Below are 18,092 nucleotides of genomic sequence, written 5' to 3' on the forward strand. Positions count from 1 at the left end.
CCCGTAAAGCATCTCAAGAACCGATATCGGGTTCGGCGGCAAGAGCCACCCGAAACATGACCGCTGTTTTAGCGTCGCCAAAATGTGCAGCAGGCCGCTCCGGATCGCCAAGACACAGAACTGTTTTCTTTGGCGGCTAGCTAGGATTAATTGTGCGCGCTCCAGACCTGAGGATTCGTCCATGCAGCGATTCGAAAATGCCCGTGAGGCGGCACTGGCGCTTCGTCCCGACGACCCGGTCTACTGTTTCCGCCCGCAGGTGCTGAAGGAGGATGCCCTGCAGTTCATGGGCATGTTTCCCGGCAAGACCGCTTACGCGGTCAAGACCAATGGCGAGCAGATCGTTCTCAAGACGCTGGTGGAAGCCGGCGTCAGCGCCTTCGACGTCGCCTCGCCCGGCGAGTTCGCCGCCGTGCGCGCCGTCTCGCCCGACGCCGAGATGCTCTACATGCACCCGGTCAAAGCGCAGTCGGACATCAAGCTGGCGCTTGAAAAATATGGCATCCGGGTGATCTCGCTCGACCATGAGGACGAGATCACCAAGCTGACGCGCGTCGTGCGTGCGCTCGATATCGACCCGGGCGCTCTCACCGTCTTCGTGCGCATCCAGACCAAGGGCCACGCGGCTTACGAGCTGTCGAAGAAGTTCGGCGCCGGGCCGGCCAATGCGGTCGAGCTTGCCGAGCGGCTGAATCGCACCGGCTACAAGGTCGGCCTCTGCTTCCATGTCGGCAGCCAGATCGAGGATCCCGATACCTATGAACGTGCGCTCGCCTCGGCGGACTGGGTGCGCAACCGCCTGACCTTCGACATTGCCGGCCTGGATGTCGGCGGCGGCTTTCCCGCCGAATACGGCCACGACCCCAATCGCAGGCACATCGAGATGCCGTCGCTCGGCCAATTGATGTCGCGGCTGGCCGGCGACCTGAAAGAATATCAGTTCGACCAGATGCCCCTGGTGGCCGAGCCCGGACGCGTGATCGTGGCGCGGTGTCTCTCGCTGATCGTGCGGGTGCTGTTGCGCAAGGGCAAGCGGCTCTACATCAATGACGGCATCTGGGCCTCGCTGTCGGATTCATGGACCGGCAAGATCACGCTGCCGGCCCGCTTCATTCCCGATCCCGCGATCCGTACCCGCAACGGCGACGAGAAAACCATCGTACCGTTCAAGGTCTGCGGCGCGACCTGCGATTCCGTCGATATCCTTTCCAGGCCATTCTGGCTGCCGGAAACGGTCGACACCGGCGACTGGATCGAGATCGGCCATATCGGCGCCTACTCGCTGTCGCTGAGGACCCGCTTCAACGGCTTCTTCCCAGACACATTTGTCGAGGTGACGACGCCGTTCGACGAGGGCGACGCGCCGCAGGGGTTCGCGAGTTTGGAGACGATGGCGGATTAGGAGTAGGGAGTAGCGAATAGCGAATAGCGAATAGTGTGTAAGCGAAAGAAGCGCCGGCCAACCCTATTCGCTACTCTCTATTCGCTATTCGCTCTCACAATTTCGCCAAAAGCTCCGGCGTCGGCCAACCATCCACCGGCAGGCCAAGCCGCATCTGCTCCTTGCGGACCGCCTCGCGCGTGTTGGTGCCCAGGATACCGTCGACGGTGCCGACGTCGTAGCCCTTGGCCTCGAGCTTTGTCTGCAGCGCCTTCATCTGGTCGCCGCTCAGGCCTTGCTCGGGCGTGCGCGGATCGAATTGCGGCGCGCCGGCAAGGCGGCTCGCAAGCACTGCCGCCGTCAGCGCGTAGGTGAAGGACTGGTTCCATTCCAGATAGACGTCGAAATTGTCATAGGTCAGGAAGGCGGGACCCTTGCGGCCCATCGGCAGCGCCAGGCCAGCCTTGAGACCATTGTCGATGAGCGGGTTGCCGTTGGGTTCGGTGACGCCCCACTGCGCCCATTGCGACAGCGGCAGCTTGTTGGTGCGGCCGGTCTGGTCCCATGGCATTTCGTCGGGGACGCGCACTTCCTGGACCCAGGGCTGGTCGCGCTTCCAGCCGCGCGACATGATCTTGTCGGCCGTGGTCATGATGACGTCCGGCACGCTGTTCCTCAGATCGACCTTGCCGTCGCCGTCGCCGTCGACGCCGCGCGCCAGATAGTCGGTCGGCAGGATCTGCGTCTGGCCGATTTCGCCGGCCCAGGCGCCCTTGACGTCGGCCGGCAGCACGCCGCGGTCGATCAAGGTAAGCAGCGGCACCAATTGCTGCCGAAACAGCTGAGGGCGGCGGCAATCATGCGAAAGCGTCACCAGCGCATTCAGCGTATGGAAGTCGCCCTGGACAGCGCCGAAGTCGGTCTCCAGCCCCCAGAAAGCAGCGATGATGGCCGGCTGGACGCCGAACTCCTTGTCGGCGCGGTCGAAGATTTCGGCATATTTCTTCAGATTGGCCGCACCCTGCTTCAGGCGGTAGGTCGAAATCATGCGGTTGGCAAATTCGGTGAAAGTCTGGGTGAAGACGCCCTGGGCGCGGTCGCGCGCCAGCGCCCGCTGGTCGATGGTGGCGTCCTCCAGCGCGTCGAGCCCGACGGCGCCGACGCCGGCTGCCTTGGCTTCTGCCGCGACGCCCTGTTTCCAAGCCTCGAAATCGCCGCCGCATTCCTGCGCCGCCGCGGGCATCGCAAGCGCGCCGACGAAGAGCGCCGCCAGGATTTCAACGCGCAATCGCATCGCTTTCCTTTCGAGACCGGCGCATGACCCGATCGCGACCCCGGACGGGATCGGACGGGCGCATGCGAGGATTTCAAAGTTCGGGAGCCTCGCTAGGCACTCGCACGAGTACGCCGCTCCAGATTACCAGCGGTTGCATGTTTCGCCGCCCGCCGTGTCGAAAAGCAGGCGCGGCGGCCGATGTCAACGGGTGTTCTGCCGCAGCCACTTCTTCCAGGCAGCTTCCGAGCCGTTGAAGACGTTGATGTCGGACTTGCCGGTCATGCCTGGCACGATGCCGGTGCCGGTGTACTGCCAGAAGGTGAAGGGGTGGCTGCCGTATTTCTCGCGCGGATGGCCGGCGACCGAGCGCAGCCAATAGGGATAGCCGCGGAAGGTCGCCAACTGGTTGTCGTCGAAGAAGTCGACCGAGGTGTAGATGATCGGCTTCTTGCCGTAGTAGCGCTCGACCGTTTGGAGGAAGACGGTCATTTCGCTGCGCACGGTGGCCGGATCGGGACGCAGCCTGCAGGTCGGCGATTTCGGGTTCCATTCCATGTCGAGCACCGGCGGCAGCGCCGACGGGTCTCGCGGGACATTGGCGATGAACCAGCGCGCCTGGGTTTCCGCCGGCGTGCAGAAATAGAAGAAATGATAGGCGGCGCGCGGAATTCCGGCCGCTTTTGTACGCGCCCAGTGCTCGTTGAAATAGTCGTCGAAACGATCGCCACCCTCCGTCGCCTTGATGAAGGCAAAGGAGATGCCGCTGGCCCTGGCGGTCGGCCAGTCGACCGAGGTCTGGTATTTGGAGACATCCGTGCCGTGGATGGCGTAGGTCCACGGTGCGCCGCTGTCCCACTCATGCGGCTTGGAGTCCTCGAATTTGGGCGCGCGCACAGCAACCGTCTGCGACGACGGCGACAATGGTGAGAGGTCCTCCACGGTCGAGCAGGCGCCCAGCAACGTAAGCATCAGGATGGCCGCAAGACGGCGCATGATATCCCCCGAGCCGGGATCAGCCGGCCGCTGATGGGTCCTTCATTGATGGCGGTCGCTTACGCGGGCCCCCTCCGGACGATCTCCCCACAGGACCGTCCCGATTTATTCCGTCCAAATCGTTATCCCAAAACCGCTGCGCACTTTTGGGCGACATGGGATCATTTGATCGCCGAACATGGTTGATAATCCATTGACGACGCTCGACGACGCCGGCGATTTTGCGGAAGCAATGGCGGCAAATCGATGACATAAATCGAGCCGGCGAATCCATAAGGCGGGGAAAGATGCGGACCGTCGTGAAGTTCATCAAATGGCTGCTTGGGCTTGTGATCCTGGCGGTGGCGGCGCTCTTCGCCTGGCTCTATTTCGCGCCGCCAGAACTCATCCGCGTCGGCTCCGGCTACTCGGCCAAGATCGTCTGCTCGAACGTCTTCATCGCCGGCCGCGACGCCAAAGAGGTCCTGGCCGTCGATGTGCAGGCACCAGGCCATCCGCTGCTCAAGCTGATGAAGGTCTCCGTCGACAAGGAAAGGGGACTGGTTTCGGCCGGCCTGCTTTGGGTTTTCGGCAAGAGTGTCGCGGTCGAGCGCGACGGCGTCGGTTGCGCGTCGGTTGCCGACGGCGACACCGGCAAGGCAAGGCAGACGTCGCTGCGCGCCGCGCCGCCGACCGCGGCGCAACCCGACGCGCTCTGGCCCGATGGCGAGCGGGTCGATGCTTCGCAGCACCCCGAAGTCGCGAAGATCGTCGACGATGTCGCCATGGCCGGCACCGGCATGCGCGCCATCGTGGTGGTGAAGAACGGCCGGATCATCGCGGAGCGTTATGGCGAGGGCTTTTCGGCCAAGACGCCGCTGCTTGGCTGGTCGATGACCAAGACGGTGAATGCCGCGATCGTCGGCACGCTGGTTAGGGACGGCAAGCTGGCGCTCGATAACAAGGGGCTCTTCGCACCGTGGAAGGCCGATGGCCGCGCCGCCATCAGCCTTGCCGACATGATGGCGATGTCAAGCGGGCTGGCGTTCAACGAGGATTACGGCGACGTCGCTGACGTGACGCGCATGCTTTATCTCGAACCGGACATGGCTCACTTCGCCGCGGCCCAACCTCTGACCGGCGAGGTGGGAAAAGTGTTTTCCTATTCGAGCGGTACGGCGGTGATGCTGTCGCGGCTGTGGCAGGACGCGATCGGCGACAAGGCGAAGGCGTTGGCATGGCCGCGTACGGCGCTGTTCGATCCGCTCGGCATGAAGAGCGCGGTGCTCGAGACCGACGAGCAAGGCACCTTCGTCGGCTCGTCCTATCTCTATGCCACGGCGCATGACTGGGCTCGCTTCGGCCAGTTCCTGCTGCAGGGCGGCGCCTGGAACGGAAACCAGATCCTGCCTGCCGGTTTCGTCGACTGGATGCGCGAGGCCGCACCGGCCTCAAAGGTGTATGGCAAAGGCCAGGTCTGGATCGAGGGGCCGGGCGATGAAGAAAATCCCGGCGCGGGCGTCGCTGCAGGCCTGCCCAAGGACACCTATTGGATGGAGGGCCATGACGGCCAGACGGTGGCGATCATTCCGTCCGAGCAGTTGGTGGTGGTGAGGCTAGGTCTGACGCCGGGCAAGTTTGGCTATCGGCCACAAGCGATGGTCAGCGCGCTGGTAAAGGCCCTGCACTGATCGCGTTTGCTATTTGCGGGATCCGATCACGCCAAGATAAGCATAGCCGCGATAAAGCGTTCTGAAACGGAAGGTTGCGCCGGTGCGCTGCGATTCCGATTCAAGCACGTCGCGCAGAGAGGCGCGCGGCGCGACATGGAATTTCCGCAGCCAGCCGCGCAACAGGGCGCAGAACCAGCGCGGCAGGCCTTCCTGCTGGCCGAAATCGACGACATGCAGCGAACCACCAGAGGCGAGCGCGGCAAGGGCGGCCGATACGGTCTTTTCCCAACCGGGGATCATCGATAGCGAATAGGAGATGAAGACGCGGTCGAAGCGCTCGATGCCGAAGAGAGCCATGGCATCGAAGTCGGTTGCGTCGCCACGCGACAGCCTGACTTTGTCGGACAGGCCTTCGCGAGCAATGGCCGCGCTAGCCGTCTCCAGCATCTCGGCCGAGATGTCCAAACCGAAGAAGCGCGCATCCGGATAGCGGCGGGCGGCAAGCGCAATGTTGCGGCCGGTGCCGCAGCCAAGCTCCAGCACGGTGCCGCCTTGCGGCACGTCCAGCCCGTCGATCAGACGGTCACGGCCGAGCAGAAAGTATTTGCGGGTCAGGTCATAGATATGGCGCTGCCAGCGGTAGACGCCGTCCATCAGTTCGGCATGGCTGGCCGGCAGCTCCGTCGTGCTCATGCGGGACGCTTCACATAAAGGTGGAAGCCGCCATAGATCGCCGAGCGGTCTTTTGCCGAAAATTCGCGCGAGGCGTCGGCCTCGTAGGTCCATTGGTCGAGCAGCGAACTGGAGACACGGCCGGGCAGGAGGCTCGGTTCGGCCGCGGTGCGGAAGATGACGCGGGCGCCGGCCGAGGCCGTGCGGGTGATCTCGGTCCACAGCGCGTTGAGCAGGTCGTCGGTCATCCAGTCCTGCGCGTCGAGCAGGACGAAGCGGTCGACGGTGCCGGCATCCTTGGCGGCCAGGAACTTGATTAGATTGGCGTGGTGGATGGCGACGCGATCGATGTTGTCGCGGATCGTCTTATAATTGCGCTCTTCCAGATAAGCAGGCAGCGCCGCTTCGCCGGGTTGAGGGTAGCGTCGGGCAAAGGCCTGCCAGGCGAAGTAATTGTTCTTGAGCGGGAAATCGCAGGCGAGCTTTTCAAGGCGCGCCTTGAGCACGCTCGCCATCGAGCCGTCGCCGGATGTGATCAGCGAGTCATACTGTGCCGGCGGGATGCCGAGGCCGAACAGCGAAGCTTTGCGCAAGGTCGCCCAGCGCAGCAGCTTCTTGTCGAAGACGGGTGCCAGTTCCTCGTTGAAGAAGCGGCGCTGCTCGCCGATGTTCCCGGCCTTCATGATGCCGGCGGGATCGACGCCGAACAGTTTTGCGACGCGATGGCCCATGGCGATGAACAGGCCGAGCAGGCCGGTCTGGTAGAAGTTACGGTCGAAAACCGAGATGCGGCGCCGGCCGCGCCAGTTGCGGCGTTCCCAGTAATGGCGGCTGACCGGATCGAGATGCGGCGCGATGAAGCGATCATAGGCATCGGAATTGTGGCTGGTGCCGGCGGCGCCGAAGAAGCGGAACAGGTCGCCCTGCGACGGCAGGTGGCGCACCGCTTCCAGCTTCATGCGGTTCAGCGCGACATGCGCGGCGTTGAGATCGACGGCGTCGATCCGGGCCGGCGTGCGGGTCAGGTAAGCCAGGATGTTGCAGCCGCCCGAGGCGATCGTGACGACTCGGTGCCCCGCGCCAAGTTGCATGGCCTCCATGTCGACATCGGGATCTTCCCAGATCTGTGGATAGACGAGGCCGGAGAACAGGAACGCGAAGAGCCGCTCGGAAATGCCGTCCTTCGACAATGCCCGGTTCTGGTAGACGGCCTTTCCGACTTCCTTGCCTCGACGATAAACGAGTTCTCCGGATACGTCCGACATGGAAAGGTGATTCCCCGTTTGCTTTGGCGCAAGCCGGTAGCGCAGCGGCATGACAGGCAGGTGACAGCCTGTTGACGCTGTTCTTACGCTTTTCCGAACGCTCCGGGCGTCGGCGTGGTGACGATGACGGTCTCGCCGGCATCGAGCGTGGTCTGGTCGCAGGCCTTCAGGATGTCGACCGAGCCGTCATTGCGCCTGACCTTGGTCGAGCCCGCCTCGCCGTCACCGCCGCCGTCGAGGCCCTGGGGCGGCCGGTTGCGGTGCGAGGACAGGATCGCGCATTCCATCTTTTCGAGGAAGCGGATGGTGCGCCTGGTGCCGTCGCCGGCATTCCACTTGCCCTTGCCGCCGGAATCCTTGCGGATATGGAAGTCTTCCAGCACGACGGGGAAGCGCAGTTCCAGCACCTCCGGATCTGTGAGGCGCGAATTGGTCATATGGGTATGGACGCCGGAGGTGCCGGCAAAGCCCCGGCCCGAATTCATCCGGCCGGCCGGCGAGCCGGAGCAGATCGTCTCGTAATACTGGTATTTCTTGTTGCCGAAGGTGAGGTTGTTCATCGTGCCTTGGGCGTTGGCCATCGCGCCCATCGCGCCGAACAGCGCGTTGGTGACATGCTGCGAGGTCTCGACATTGCCGGCGACGACGGCCGCGGGATAGGACGGCTTGAGCATGCAACCATCCGGAATAACGATGTTGATCGGCCTGAGGCAGCCGGCATTCATCGGGATCATGTCCTCCACCATGACGCGGAACGCATAGAGCACCGCGGCGCGGGCGACGGGCTCCGGCGCGTTGAAGTTGTTCTTCATGACAGGCGACGTGCCGGTGAAATCGACGGTCGCCTCGCGCCTTGGCCGGTCGACGGTGATCTTCACCTTGATCACCTGGCCGGTGTCGGTCGGATATTCGTACGCCGCGCTGTCGGGAAGTCGCTCGATCACGCGGCGCACGCTCTCGGCGGCATTGTCCTGCACGTGGCCCATATAGGCCTCGACCACATCGAGCCCGAAATGCGCGACCATCTTGCGCAGCTCCGCCACGCCCTTTTCGTTGGCGGCGATCTGCGCCTTCAAGTCGGCGATGTTCTGGACGGGATTGCGCGCCGGATAAGGATGGTCGGTCAGCAGCGTTTCCAGCTCCTTCTCGCGGAAGCGGCCGCGATCGACGATGCGGAAATTGTCGAACAGCACGCCTTCTTCGTCGACCGTTGTCGCAAGCGGCGTCATCGAGCCCGGCGCGGTGCCGCCGACATCGGCGTGATGGCCGCGCGAGGCCGCCCAGAACAGGATTTCCTTGCGGGCGTCGTCAAACACCGGCGTCACCACGGTGATGTCGGGCAAATGCGTGCCGCCATTATAGGGCGCGTTGAGCGCGAAGACGTCGCCGGGATGGATATCGCCGGAGTTCAAGCGGATGATTGTCTCCACCGAACGGTCCATTGAACCCAGATGCACCGGCATATGCGGCGCGTTGGCGACCAGCGCGCCATGGCGGTCGAACACGGCACAGGAGAAGTCGAGCCGTTCCTTGATGTTGACCGAATAGGCGGTGTTCTGCAGCGTCACGCCCATCTGTTCGGCGATCGACATGAAGAGATTGTTGAAGACTTCCAGCATCACCGGATCGGCCTCGGTGCCGAGCGCCGCGGCACGCGCCTTTCTTTCTGTCCGGCGTATCACGACGTGATTGAGACCGGTGATTTCGGCGCGCCAGCCCGGCTCGACGACGATGGTCTGGTTCGGCTCGATGATAAGCGCGGGCCCGGCGACCGTGTGGGACGGCCGCAGGCCTTCGCGGCGATAGACGCCGGCCTCGTGCCAGCGGCCTTCGGTGTAGATGCGCCGGCTTTCCAAGGGTTTGGCGTCAATTCCTGCCGGTCCGGCGAGCGCCGGGGCTTCAGCCTTGTCCTGTCGGGCGACTTCCATGCCTTCGACGGCGACGGTCTCGACGACGATCGGCTTATCGTCATAGACGAACCCGAACTGCGCCTTGTGCGCGGCCTCGAAATCGCTTCTGGCGCGGAAGATCGAGCCATGCTCGAAATTCACCGGCAGCGCCGTATCGGTGCCGTCATAGCGGATATGCAGGACAGGCCTCGTTGAAATCGCGTCCCCGGCAATGCCTTGCTCGCCGAGCTCGGCAATGACGTCGCCGCGCAGTGCCGTGATGAGCGCCTCGATCGCCGCGCGGGATTCTTCGGCAAGCGGCTGCAGCAGACCCTGCTGGCGCGTGGCGAAGACCGACGAGAGGCCGATGCCGTAAGCCGAAAGCAGGCCGGAGAAGGGATGGATCAGCACCGCCTCCATGCCGAGTGCATCGGCGACCAGGCAGGCGTGCTGGCCGCCGGCGCCGCCAAAACAGTTCAAGAGATATTCGGTGACGTCATAACCGCGCTGCACCGAGATCTTCTTGATGGCGTTGGCCATGTTCTCGACGGCGATGGTGACAAAGCCTTCGGCGACCGCCTCGGGCGTCCGGCCGTCGCCGATTTCGGCGGCAAGCGCCGCGAATTTTTCGCCAACCGTGCCGATGTCGAGCGCTTGGTCTTGGCCCGCGCCGAAAATCGCCGGAAAGAAATCGGACTGCAATTTGCCGAGCATGACATTGGCATCGGTGACGGCGAGCGGGCCGCCGCGCCGGTAGGCGGCAGGCCCGGGATTGGCGCCGGCGGAATCCGGGCCGACGCGGAAGCGGCCCGCCTCATAGTGCAGGATCGAGCCGCCGCCGGCGGCGACGGTGTGGATGCGCATCATTGGCGCGCGGATGCGAACGCCGGCGACCTCGGTGTCGAAGGCGCGCTCATATTCGCCGTCATAGTGGGCGACGTCGGTCGACGTACCGCCCATGTCGAAACCGATGACCTTTTCGAAGCCGGCGAGCTTCGCCGTCTCGACCATGCCGACGACGCCACCCGCCGGTCCCGAAAGCAGCGCGTCCTTGCCCTGGAACATGTCGGCGGCGGTGAGGCCGCCCGACGACATCATGAAAATCAGGCGCGGTCCGGCGCCCAGTTCGCCGGCCACGCGCTGCACATAGCGCGACAGGATCGGCGACAGATAGGCGTCGACCACGGTGGTGTCGCCGCGGCCGACCAGCTTGATGAGCGGAGAGACCTCGTGAGAGACCGAGATCTGGCTGAAGCCGATCTTGCGGCAGACTTTCGCCACGGCCTTTTCGTGGTCCGGATATTTCCAGGCGTGCGTGAAGACGATAGCGACCGCATCGATGCCGTCGGCCTTCGCCTGTTCGATCGCCGGGCGGCAGGCCGCGATGTCGAGCAGGCGTTCGACGCAGCCGTCGGCGCGCACGCGCTCGTCGATCTCGATGACGCGCTCATAGAGCTGCTCCGGCAGGATGATCTCCTTGGCGAAGATGTCCGGCCTCGCCTGATAGGCGATGCGCAATGCGTCGCGAAAACCCTTGGTGATCAGCAGCAGCACGCGGTCGCCCTTGCGCTCGAGCAGCGCATTGGTGGCAACGGTCGTGCCCATCTTGACGTCGCCGATCGCGTCGGCGGAGATGGCGGCGCCGGTTTTCAGGCCCAACAGGTCGCGGATGCCCTGGATGGCGGCATCCGCATACGCCTCGGGATTTTCGGACAGGAGTTTTCGGGGGTGCAGCCGGCCCCGCGGATCACGGCCGATGATGTCGGTAAAGGTGCCGCCGCGGTCGATCCAGAAGTCCCATTTCCCAGTTCCCACGGCTGCCGGCATTCTGCTTATCCGTAATCTCTTTGGGCGTATGTTGTGTTAGTTCGGGATTTCGGCGCCAGCAATCGCAAGTTGATGTTACACGTGGAAATGCAACGTTACGAAACCGGCAGCTGGCTGATGCATTTCCCCTGCGACCGCTCACCGAAATGTGAGCGTCTGTCGAAGGAGAGATAGCATGAAGAAGCTCATTCTGGCGTCGGTCTCGGCGCTCGCCCTGCTGGGGGTCGCGGCTTGTAGCGACAGTGGCACCGGCACTGACAATACCACCACCCAGAGCACCAATCCGCCGGCCAACGAACAGCCGATGAAACCGGCGTCGCCCGACGCTTCGAAGCCTGCTGAACCGGCTCCGGCAACAAAACCGGCTCCTACCGCGCCTGCGCAGTAAGGGCCGTCCCACAATACCGAAGAAGGCCGGCACTGCCGGCCTTCTTTTTTGCGCTGTCGATCCCGCGCATCGCCAGTCAGCTGCGGCATCGTCCCGGCTTGATAGAACCGCCCGGTTCGCTCTATGAAGCCGACATGTCGATTTGGGACCGCCTTGGCGACTTTATCGCTCGTGTTTCGTCATCGGCGTCCTCGGGCGTCGCGGATGTTGTTGAAGCTGTGCGCACCGTGTTTTCCGGCGATCCGGACTTGCGCCGGCGCGTTGCGTTCTCGGTGGCGATGATCGCGCTCTCGGCCAAGATGGCCAAGGCCGACGGCATCGTCACCCAGGACGAGGTGCGCGCCTTCCAGGACATCTTCGAGGTGCCGCCGAGCGAGACGCGCAACGTGGCGCGGCTTTACGACATCGCCAAGCAGGACGTCGCCGGGTTCGAGACCTACGCGCGGCGCATGGCGCAACTCTGCGGTTCCGGCCATGCCAACTGCATGATGCTGGAAGACATACTCGACGGCCTATTCCATATCGCTAAGGCTGACGGCCTGATCCATGAGCGGGAAGGGCAGTTCCTGCATCGGATCGCGGAGATTTTCCGGATCGATGAGGCGCATTACGAGACGATCCTGTCCAGGCACGTCAATCTCGGCGCCGCCGATCCTTACGTCGTATTGGGCATCGAGCGCGGCAAGCCGTTCGAGGAAATCAGAAAACGCTACCGCAAGTTGATCTCGGACAATCATCCCGACAGGTTGATCGCACGCGGCTTGCCGCAGGAATTCATCAAGATCGCCACGACCAGGGTCGCGGCGATCAATGCCGCTTATGAAATGATCGAGCGGGGCCTCAGGCACGCATGAGCGGTTTCCTGCCCGACCAGCCAGGTGCCGAGGTCCGGGTGTCGCCGAATTTCGGTCCGCGCCGCGAGACGCTCCGGCCCGACATGATCGTGCTGCATTATACCGGCATGGCAACCGGCGCCGGCGCCGAGGCGTGGCTGTGCGATCCAGCAAGTGAAGTGTCCTCGCATTATCTTGTCCACGAGGATGGCCGCATCATCCAGATGGTGCGCGAGAGCGATCGCGCCTGGCATGCCGGCAAGAGCTCCTGGCTCGGGCGCACCGACATCAATTCCTGTTCGGTCGGTATCGAGATCGTCAATCCCGGGCATTCACTCGGCTACAAAGCCTTCCCGAGGCGGCAGATCGATGCCGTGATCGGTTTGTGCGCGGGCATCGTGGGCCGTTATTCCATCCCAGCGACAAGGGTGCTTGCCCATTCCGACGTGGCGCCGGGCCGCAAGGTCGACCCGGGCGAAAAATTTCCGTGGAAGGCGCTGTTCGCGGCCGGTATCGGCCACCTCGTACCGGCGGCGCCGATAAAACCGGGCGCCGCGTTGAAGGCCGGCGACACCGGTTCCGGTGTCGAGGCGCTGCAGTCGATGCTGGCGCTCTATGGCTATGGTATTGAGATATCGGGTATTTACGACCGGCAGACGGAAATCGCGGTGGCGGCGTTCCAGCGGCATTTCCGGCGGCGGCTGGTGGATGGCGTGGCCGACAATTCGACGATCCGCACGCTGCAGAGGCTCCTGACTTCCGTCACGGCAGCCTCTGCCAAATAGTCGCGATAAGGTCATTAAATTACAACCCGTTACTTAAAGTGAATTGCGCCGCCTTCATTGCCGCCAATTCCGCCGCCAAATGCCTCTCCCGCAAGTTGTTGGACGTCTAGCCCCTCTGATGCTCCGATGTTGAATTGACACAACTGCGCGAAGTTCTTCGCGCGGTTCTAACAGAACAGGATTACATGCAGAAATTGACCGTTGTAACGGCAGCCGTTGCTGCCGGAGTAATAAGCTTTGCCTTCAGTCCGGCAAACAGCGCCCCCTTAAGCCTCAGGGCAGACAACGGCCTTGCCGTCGCCCCGACGACCAAGGCTGCCCCGGCGAACAAAGCGCCAAAGATCAAGAGAGCCCCGGCTAAGCTGCAGAAGGCCGCCACGACCAGGGCGGCGAAATCGACGGCCAAGCGCGCCAAGCGCGGCAGAAAGACGATCGATCTCACCACGACAGCCTCGATCCCCGCGGGCAAGATCGCTCTGGCGACATCCGCCGCACCCGGCGGCGGCCAGTATTCGTCGATCATTGCCCGCTATGCCGCGAGCTACGGCGTGCCGGTGTCCCTGGCCAGCGCCGTCATCAAGATCGAAAGCAACTACCGGCCGAATCTGGTCGGCAGCGCCGGCGAGATCGGCCTGATGCAGATCAAGCCGGCCACGGCGCGCATGATGGGTTACACCGGTTCCGCCAAGGGACTGTTCGATCCCGACACCAATATCAAATACGGCATGAAGTACCTCGCCATGGCGCAGGGTCTTGGCGGTGGCACCACCTGCGGCACGATCCTGAAATACAATGCCGGTCACGGCGCGACGCGGATGAATCCGATTTCGGCCGCCTATTGCAGCAAGGTGAAGGTGCAGATGGCAGCGCTGGGTTCGCCGGCCTAAGATCGTCCGCCGAAGTGGATTTGGGCGACGCGTGTCTGTTTCAAGCGCGTCGTTGTCCCAAACCGCTGCGCATTTGGGCGACGGCAACAGCTTTTTCGTTTGCGTTTTCAGGCGGGAATCCCTTTATACGCCCTTGTCAGCTGGCCGGGCGGCCGCGCCCGCGCGTGCCGAAAGGTTGCGGGTGAGGAAAGTCCGGGCTCCATGGAGACACGGTGCCGGCTAACGGCCGGCGGGGGCGACCCCAGGGAAAGTGCCACAGAAAGCAAACCGCCGCGGCTTCGGCCACGGCAAGGGTGAAAGGGTGGGGTAAGAGCCCACCGCGCGACTGGCAACAGAAGCGGCAGGGCAAACCCCACCGGGAGCAAAACCGAATAGGGGCGGTGCGAGGGGAAACCTTCGAGGGCTGTTTCCGGCCCACCGTCCGGGTAGGTTGCGTGAGGCGCGTGGCAACATGCGCCCAAGATGAATGGCCGCCACGTTCTCGCCGCGAGGCGAGGGCCATACAGAACCCGGCTTACAGGCCAGCTGGCATTTTTCTCGTAGCGATAGATGAACGGCATCAGGAGGTTACGCCGACAGGCGTATCTTCCGATTCAATTATTCTGCAAGACAGCTTCGGCGGCGTGGTCGAACCCGTCCTTGAAGCTGGTGCGATTAAATCGTACCATACGGAAGAGCAGGAGTGCATCATGGGCCAGGTCGATAAACGCAGTATCACGCTTTCACCGGAACTGGCGGCCGCGGTCGACGATGTCGTCGCGGCTGGCGAATACGCCTCGGCCAGCGAGGTGATCCGCGATGCGCTCAGGCAATGGAAGGAGCGGCGCGACTTGCTCGGCTATACCGTCGAGGAATTGCGGGAACTGGTGCAGGAAGGCATCGACAGCGGACCTGCGCTGGACGGCCCCCCCTTAATGGAGCGATTGCGCGCCAAATATGCGAAGATGGCGGAAGCCAAAGGCGCTGACGAGTGAAGTACTGCCTGCTTCCACAGGCATTGGTGGACCTCGAAACTATCGGCGACTACATCGCTGCCCGCAACCCAAACGCCGCAGTCCGTTTTGTGGAAGCTCTTCAGAGGCGATGGGATTTGCTGACCCTTCATCCCCAATCAGGCGCGCCGCGCGATGATATCTTGCCGGGCATCCGCCACCTCGTTGTCGGGGAGTATCTTACGTTTTATCGGATTGGCAACGACGCGATCGAAATCCTTCGCGTCCTGCATGGCCGACGCAAAATCGAGGCTGACGACCTGATATAGCGGGACTAGGCGCCGAGCTTGTCCAGCGACGCCTCGATCGCCTGCCAGAGTTCCTCGACCGGCTCGCAACCGATGGCCAGGCGAACGAAGCCCGGCGGAACGGCGTCGCCGCGTTTCGAGCGCCGCTCGGCCGATGTGTGCACGCCGCCGAAGGACGTTGCCGATTCGATCAGCGCGCAGCCGTCGATGAACGCCTCTGCCTGTTCTTCGGAGGCCAGCTCGAACGAAATCAGGAAGCCGAAGCGCTCCATCTGAGCGCGCGCCAGATTGTGCGAGGCATCGCCCTCGAGCCCGGGAAAGCGCAGGCCGCTGACGGCGCGATGACCCTTCAGCCGCTGCGCGATGGTTTCAGCCGACGAACACATGCGATCGAAGCGCACTTCCAGCGTTTCGAGGCCGCGATGCACCAGCCATGCTTCGAACGGACCGGGGATGCCGCCGGCCGTCTCGCGCCAATCCTTCACCCTGGCGACAATGTCGGGATCGCGGCTGGCGACATGGCCAAAGAGAACGTCCGAATGGCCATTGATCGCCTTGGTGTCGGCCGAGACCACGATGTCGGCGCCAAGATCGAGCGGGCGCTGGCCGAAGGGCGTCATCGTCGTGTTGTCGACGATCAGGGTTCCGCCTTGCGCATGGACTGCCCTGGCGACGGCGGCGATGTCGCAAATGTCCAGTCGCGGGTTCGACGGACTTTCAACGAAAACCGCCCGGTAGCCGGCGAAGCCGCCATCGAGCATGCTTTCCGTCGGCCTCACGTCATAAGCGACGCCGAGCGGTTTCAGAAAACGTTCGGCCAAGGCCCGTGTCGTGTGATAGCCGTCCGACGGCAAGAGGATGCGGTCGCCCGATTTGACGAGCGCGAACAAAGCCGCGGAAATCGCGGCCATGCCCGACGGAAAAATAATGCATTGCGCCTCTTCCAGATGGCCGAGCGCGTGCTCGACTGCATGCCAGGTCGGGTTGCTGAAGCGGCCATATTGATCGAAACCCGTCGCATCGCCCGGTGCGTGGAAGATCGAGGCCATGGTCAGCGGCAAGGGAATGGGATCACCCTTGGCGAAATCGGCGCTGCGCAAATGGGCAAGTGTCGCGGCGCGTGACTTCGCAGTGTCGGACATCGGCTTGATCCTTTGGGCAGAAAACTTCAACCGACGCTATGCGCGCCGGCTGTGCGCGGCAAGCTGGGTCTTTTTAGGCCAGAGGGCTCTAAACGCTTCGTTAGGCTTAATGGACGATAAAGACGAGACGTGTCTTCAGCCTGCGCTTTCTGGTTGTGGCGCGTTTGTTTGTGATGCCTGTTCCCGTTGACGCCCATAGTGCCCCATGATATCCCATTCAGATCAAGCTTTCGTTCCGCGTCAGGGTGAAGCGTACGCCCATCGGGCAGCCGCGGCGGCTGCGCGTTTGTCGGTTTTCGCCCCGGTGAATGAAGCGATTTGCCGCAAATGCGGCAGGGGCGCGGAGAACAACATGAGGGGTGCAGCGGCAACAGCGGCTGTAGCGTTTATTGGACCGGTTTCTGTCAAACACGGTGAGCAAGATCGATGCGAAGGGGCGGGTGTCCGTTCCGGCGCATTTTCGCGCCGTGGTGCAAAAACGCGGCTATTCGGAACTCTACGCGCTACGCTGTCTGGATCTGCCGGCCATGGATGTCGGCGGGCTCGACCTGCTCGACCGTTACGAGCAGCGGATCGCGCTGGAGGATCCCTTTCTGCAGACGGCGGACGACATGTCGTTCTTTTGCCATGGCGACGGGACATTTCTGAAGCTCGACCAGGACGGCCGCATCACCATGACCGATTTCATCCGCGAGCATACGGGCATCTCGAACGAGGTGGCCTTTGTCGGCCGCGGCAATTTCTTTCAAGTCTGGGAGCCCGGACGGCTTGCCGCCTATGGGGCGCAGGCGCGGGCCAGGCTTTTGCAGCTTCGGCAGGGGACGAAGCCCGGGGAGCGATCGGAATGATGGCTGGCCACGGCGATGACCCTCACGCCGTTGGCGGACCGGCCCGTCACATTCCGGTCCTCCTTGCCGAGGTGATCGACGCGCTTGCGCCGAAGGCCGGCGAGACGATCGTCGACGGGACATTCGGCGCCGGCGGCTACACCAGCGCTATCCTCGAGCGCGGCGCCTCCGTCGTCGCCATCGACCGCGACCCGGACGCGATCGCGGCGGGCAGGGCGCTCGAACGACAGGCCGGCGGGAAGCTGAGGCTCGTCCGGGCGCCATTCTCGACGCTGGACGAGCATGTCGAGGGCGCCGACGGCGTGGTGCTCGACATCGGTGTTTCCTCGATGCAACTCGACCAGGCGGAGCGGGGCTTTTCCTTTCGCGCCGACGGGCCGCTCGACATGCGCATGGCGCAGGCGGGTCTCTCCGCCGCCGACGTCGTCAACACCTTCAAGGCGGGCGACCTTGCCCGCATCTTCGGCTTTCTCGGCGAGGAGCGCCATGCCGGCCGCATCGCGCGCATGATCGAGAGCCGTCGCGAGAAGAAGCCCTTCGAACGCACGCTCGATCTCGCCGACGCCATCGAAACCCATATCGGACGCGGGCCGAAGGACAAGATCCATCCGGCCACGCGTGTCTTCCAGGCGCTGCGCATATTCGTCAATGACGAGCTTGGCGAGCTCGCAAGGGCGCTGCTGGCTGCCGAGCGGGCGCTGAAACCCGGCGGACGGCTAGCCGTGGTGACGTTCCATTCGCTGGAAGATCGCATCGTCAAGCGCTTCATCGCCGACCGCTCCGAGGCGGCCAGCGGCTCGCGGCACATGCCTGACGCGCCCGTGCGCGTTGCCACCTTCCGCAAAGCCGGGGGCGGCGTGACGGCGGGAGAGGCCGAGCTGGACACCAACCCGCGGGCGCGCTCGGCCAGGCTGCGCGCCGCGATCCGCACCGAGGCGCCGGCGCGCGCCGGCGATTTTTCGATTTTCGGCCTTCCAAAGCTTCCCGCCGTCGAGCGGCCGGGGGAGAGGTGAG

At 63.6% G+C, this 18,092-nt stretch carries 16 protein-coding genes and 1 other RNA gene; 11 read left to right on the plus strand and 6 right to left on the minus strand.

Annotated elements, in window-relative coordinates:
- The first annotated feature begins 181 nt into the window (after positions 1-181).
- Positions 182-1,402, plus strand: coding sequence for an alanine racemase (locus LB523_RS02365; RefSeq protein WP_224544844.1), 1,221 nt, complete (start codon positions 182-184; stop codon positions 1,400-1,402).
- Between the two features lie 94 nt (positions 1,403-1,496).
- Here LB523_RS02365 and LB523_RS02370 read toward each other — a convergent pair whose 3' ends face one another.
- Together LB523_RS02370 and LB523_RS02375 are read right to left on the minus strand one after the other, a co-directional pair.
- Positions 1,497-2,675, minus strand: coding sequence for a lytic murein transglycosylase (locus LB523_RS02370; protein WP_095768976.1), 1,179 nt, complete (start codon positions 2,673-2,675; stop codon positions 1,497-1,499).
- Positions 2,676-2,858: 183 nt separating this feature from the next.
- Positions 2,859-3,650 (minus strand): GH25 family lysozyme, encoded by a 792-nt coding sequence (locus LB523_RS02375; RefSeq protein WP_095768977.1) that lies wholly within the window; start codon positions 3,648-3,650, stop codon positions 2,859-2,861.
- Positions 3,651-3,937: 287 nt separating this feature from the next.
- Between LB523_RS02375 and LB523_RS02380 the strand changes: the two genes are divergently transcribed.
- Positions 3,938-5,320 (plus strand): serine hydrolase domain-containing protein, encoded by a 1,383-nt coding sequence (locus tag LB523_RS02380; protein ID WP_224600772.1) that lies wholly within the window; start codon positions 3,938-3,940, stop codon positions 5,318-5,320.
- 9 nt (positions 5,321-5,329) lie between these two features.
- On the opposite strand, the gene LB523_RS02385 is transcribed toward LB523_RS02380, so the two are convergent.
- Genes LB523_RS02385 through LB523_RS02395 form a run of 3 tightly spaced genes read right to left on the minus strand, consistent with a single transcriptional unit; the run spans position 5,330 to position 10,955 of the window.
- Entirely contained in the window at positions 5,330-5,995 is a 666-nt protein-coding gene (locus tag LB523_RS02385; protein WP_224600773.1) for an SAM-dependent methyltransferase, read from the minus strand.
- Positions 5,992-7,290 (minus strand): DUF3419 family protein, encoded by a 1,299-nt coding sequence (locus LB523_RS02390; protein WP_224600774.1) that lies wholly within the window; start codon positions 7,288-7,290, stop codon positions 5,992-5,994. Before LB523_RS02390 ends, LB523_RS02385 begins: the two co-directional genes overlap by 4 nt.
- Before the next feature lie 32 nt (positions 7,291-7,322).
- A complete protein-coding gene (locus LB523_RS02395; RefSeq protein ID WP_224600775.1) occupies positions 7,323-10,955 on the minus strand; it encodes a hydantoinase B/oxoprolinase family protein in 3,633 nt (1,210 codons plus the stop codon).
- A gap of 175 nt (positions 10,956-11,130) precedes the next feature.
- Between LB523_RS02395 and LB523_RS02400 the strand changes: the two genes are divergently transcribed.
- The 7 genes from LB523_RS02400 (at position 11,131) to LB523_RS02430 (ending at position 15,109) form a co-directional block, all read left to right on the plus strand.
- The gene (locus tag LB523_RS02400; protein WP_095768981.1) at positions 11,131-11,343 is read left to right on the plus strand and encodes a hypothetical protein; all 213 of its coding nucleotides are present in this window, start codon (positions 11,131-11,133) and stop codon (positions 11,341-11,343) included.
- 134 nt (positions 11,344-11,477) lie between these two features.
- Positions 11,478-12,197, plus strand: a complete 720-nt coding sequence (locus LB523_RS02405; protein ID WP_140839681.1) for a J domain-containing protein — start codon at positions 11,478-11,480, stop codon at positions 12,195-12,197.
- Positions 12,194-12,961 carry an N-acetylmuramoyl-L-alanine amidase gene (locus LB523_RS02410; protein WP_095768982.1) on the plus strand — a complete coding sequence of 256 codons (768 nt, stop codon included), beginning with the start codon at positions 12,194-12,196 and terminating at the stop codon, positions 12,959-12,961. Before LB523_RS02405 ends, LB523_RS02410 begins: the two co-directional genes overlap by 4 nt.
- A 185-nt stretch (positions 12,962-13,146) precedes the next feature.
- The gene (locus tag LB523_RS02415) at positions 13,147-13,848 is read left to right on the plus strand and encodes a lytic transglycosylase domain-containing protein (protein ID WP_224600776.1); all 702 of its coding nucleotides are present in this window, start codon (positions 13,147-13,149) and stop codon (positions 13,846-13,848) included.
- Between the two features lie 136 nt (positions 13,849-13,984).
- Positions 13,985-14,381: RNase P RNA component class A (rnpB, locus tag LB523_RS02420), an RNA gene on the plus strand.
- Positions 14,382-14,537: 156 nt separating this feature from the next.
- Entirely contained in the window at positions 14,538-14,822 is a 285-nt protein-coding gene (locus tag LB523_RS02425; RefSeq protein ID WP_224600993.1) for a type II toxin-antitoxin system ParD family antitoxin, read from the plus strand.
- Positions 14,819-15,109, plus strand: coding sequence for a type II toxin-antitoxin system RelE/ParE family toxin (locus LB523_RS02430; protein ID WP_140839689.1), 291 nt, complete (start codon positions 14,819-14,821; stop codon positions 15,107-15,109). Before LB523_RS02425 ends, LB523_RS02430 begins: the two co-directional genes overlap by 4 nt.
- 5 nt (positions 15,110-15,114) lie before the next feature.
- Here the strand turns inward: LB523_RS02430 and LB523_RS02435 are convergent, their stop codons facing one another.
- On the minus strand, positions 15,115-16,230 hold the full coding sequence (locus LB523_RS02435) for a cystathionine gamma-lyase (protein WP_224600777.1): 1,116 nt from the start codon (positions 16,228-16,230) through the stop codon (positions 15,115-15,117).
- 389 nt (positions 16,231-16,619) lie between these two features.
- Here LB523_RS02435 and mraZ point away from each other — a divergent pair, with 389 nt between their 5' ends.
- Together mraZ and rsmH are read left to right on the plus strand one after the other, a co-directional pair.
- Positions 16,620-17,078, plus strand: a complete 459-nt coding sequence (gene mraZ, locus LB523_RS02440) for a division/cell wall cluster transcriptional repressor MraZ (protein ID WP_140839693.1) — start codon at positions 16,620-16,622, stop codon at positions 17,076-17,078.
- Positions 17,075-18,091, plus strand: coding sequence for a 16S rRNA (cytosine(1402)-N(4))-methyltransferase RsmH (gene rsmH / locus LB523_RS02445; protein WP_224600778.1), 1,017 nt, complete (start codon positions 17,075-17,077; stop codon positions 18,089-18,091). The genes mraZ and rsmH overlap by 4 nt, the downstream gene beginning before the upstream one ends.
- The last annotated feature ends 1 nt before the right edge of the window (position 18,092 follow it).

Source organism: Mesorhizobium sp. ESP-6-4 (assembly GCF_020164735.1).
Classification (GTDB): domain Bacteria; phylum Pseudomonadota; class Alphaproteobacteria; order Rhizobiales; family Rhizobiaceae; genus Mesorhizobium.

What these genes read in the sequence shown, in the direction of transcription:
- LB523_RS02365 (WP_224544844.1), top strand. Translation starts at nt 182, where the DNA reads ATGCAGCGATTCGAAAATGCCCGTGAGGCGGCACTGGCGCTTCGTCCC.
- LB523_RS02370 (WP_095768976.1), bottom strand. Translation starts at nt 2,675, where the DNA reads ATGCGATTGCGCGTTGAAATCCTGGCGGCGCTCTTCGTCGGCGCGCTT.
- LB523_RS02375 (WP_095768977.1), bottom strand. Translation starts at nt 3,650, where the DNA reads ATGCGCCGTCTTGCGGCCATCCTGATGCTTACGTTGCTGGGCGCCTGC.
- LB523_RS02380 (WP_224600772.1), top strand. Translation starts at nt 3,938, where the DNA reads ATGCGGACCGTCGTGAAGTTCATCAAATGGCTGCTTGGGCTTGTGATC.
- LB523_RS02385 (WP_224600773.1), bottom strand. Translation starts at nt 5,995, where the DNA reads ATGAGCACGACGGAGCTGCCGGCCAGCCATGCCGAACTGATGGACGGC.
- LB523_RS02390 (WP_224600774.1), bottom strand. Translation starts at nt 7,290, where the DNA reads ATGCCGCTGCGCTACCGGCTTGCGCCAAAGCAAACGGGGAATCACCTT.
- LB523_RS02395 (WP_224600775.1), bottom strand. Translation starts at nt 10,955, where the DNA reads ATGCCGGCAGCCGTGGGAACTGGGAAATGGGACTTCTGGATCGACCGC.
- LB523_RS02400 (WP_095768981.1), top strand. Translation starts at nt 11,131, where the DNA reads ATGAAGAAGCTCATTCTGGCGTCGGTCTCGGCGCTCGCCCTGCTGGGG.
- LB523_RS02405 (WP_140839681.1), top strand. Translation starts at nt 11,478, where the DNA reads ATGTCGATTTGGGACCGCCTTGGCGACTTTATCGCTCGTGTTTCGTCA.
- LB523_RS02410 (WP_095768982.1), top strand. Translation starts at nt 12,194, where the DNA reads ATGAGCGGTTTCCTGCCCGACCAGCCAGGTGCCGAGGTCCGGGTGTCG.
- LB523_RS02415 (WP_224600776.1), top strand. Translation starts at nt 13,147, where the DNA reads ATGCAGAAATTGACCGTTGTAACGGCAGCCGTTGCTGCCGGAGTAATA.
- LB523_RS02425 (WP_224600993.1), top strand. Translation starts at nt 14,538, where the DNA reads ATGGGCCAGGTCGATAAACGCAGTATCACGCTTTCACCGGAACTGGCG.
- LB523_RS02435 (WP_224600777.1), bottom strand. Translation starts at nt 16,230, where the DNA reads ATGTCCGACACTGCGAAGTCACGCGCCGCGACACTTGCCCATTTGCGC.
- rsmH (WP_224600778.1), top strand. Translation starts at nt 17,075, where the DNA reads ATGATGGCTGGCCACGGCGATGACCCTCACGCCGTTGGCGGACCGGCC.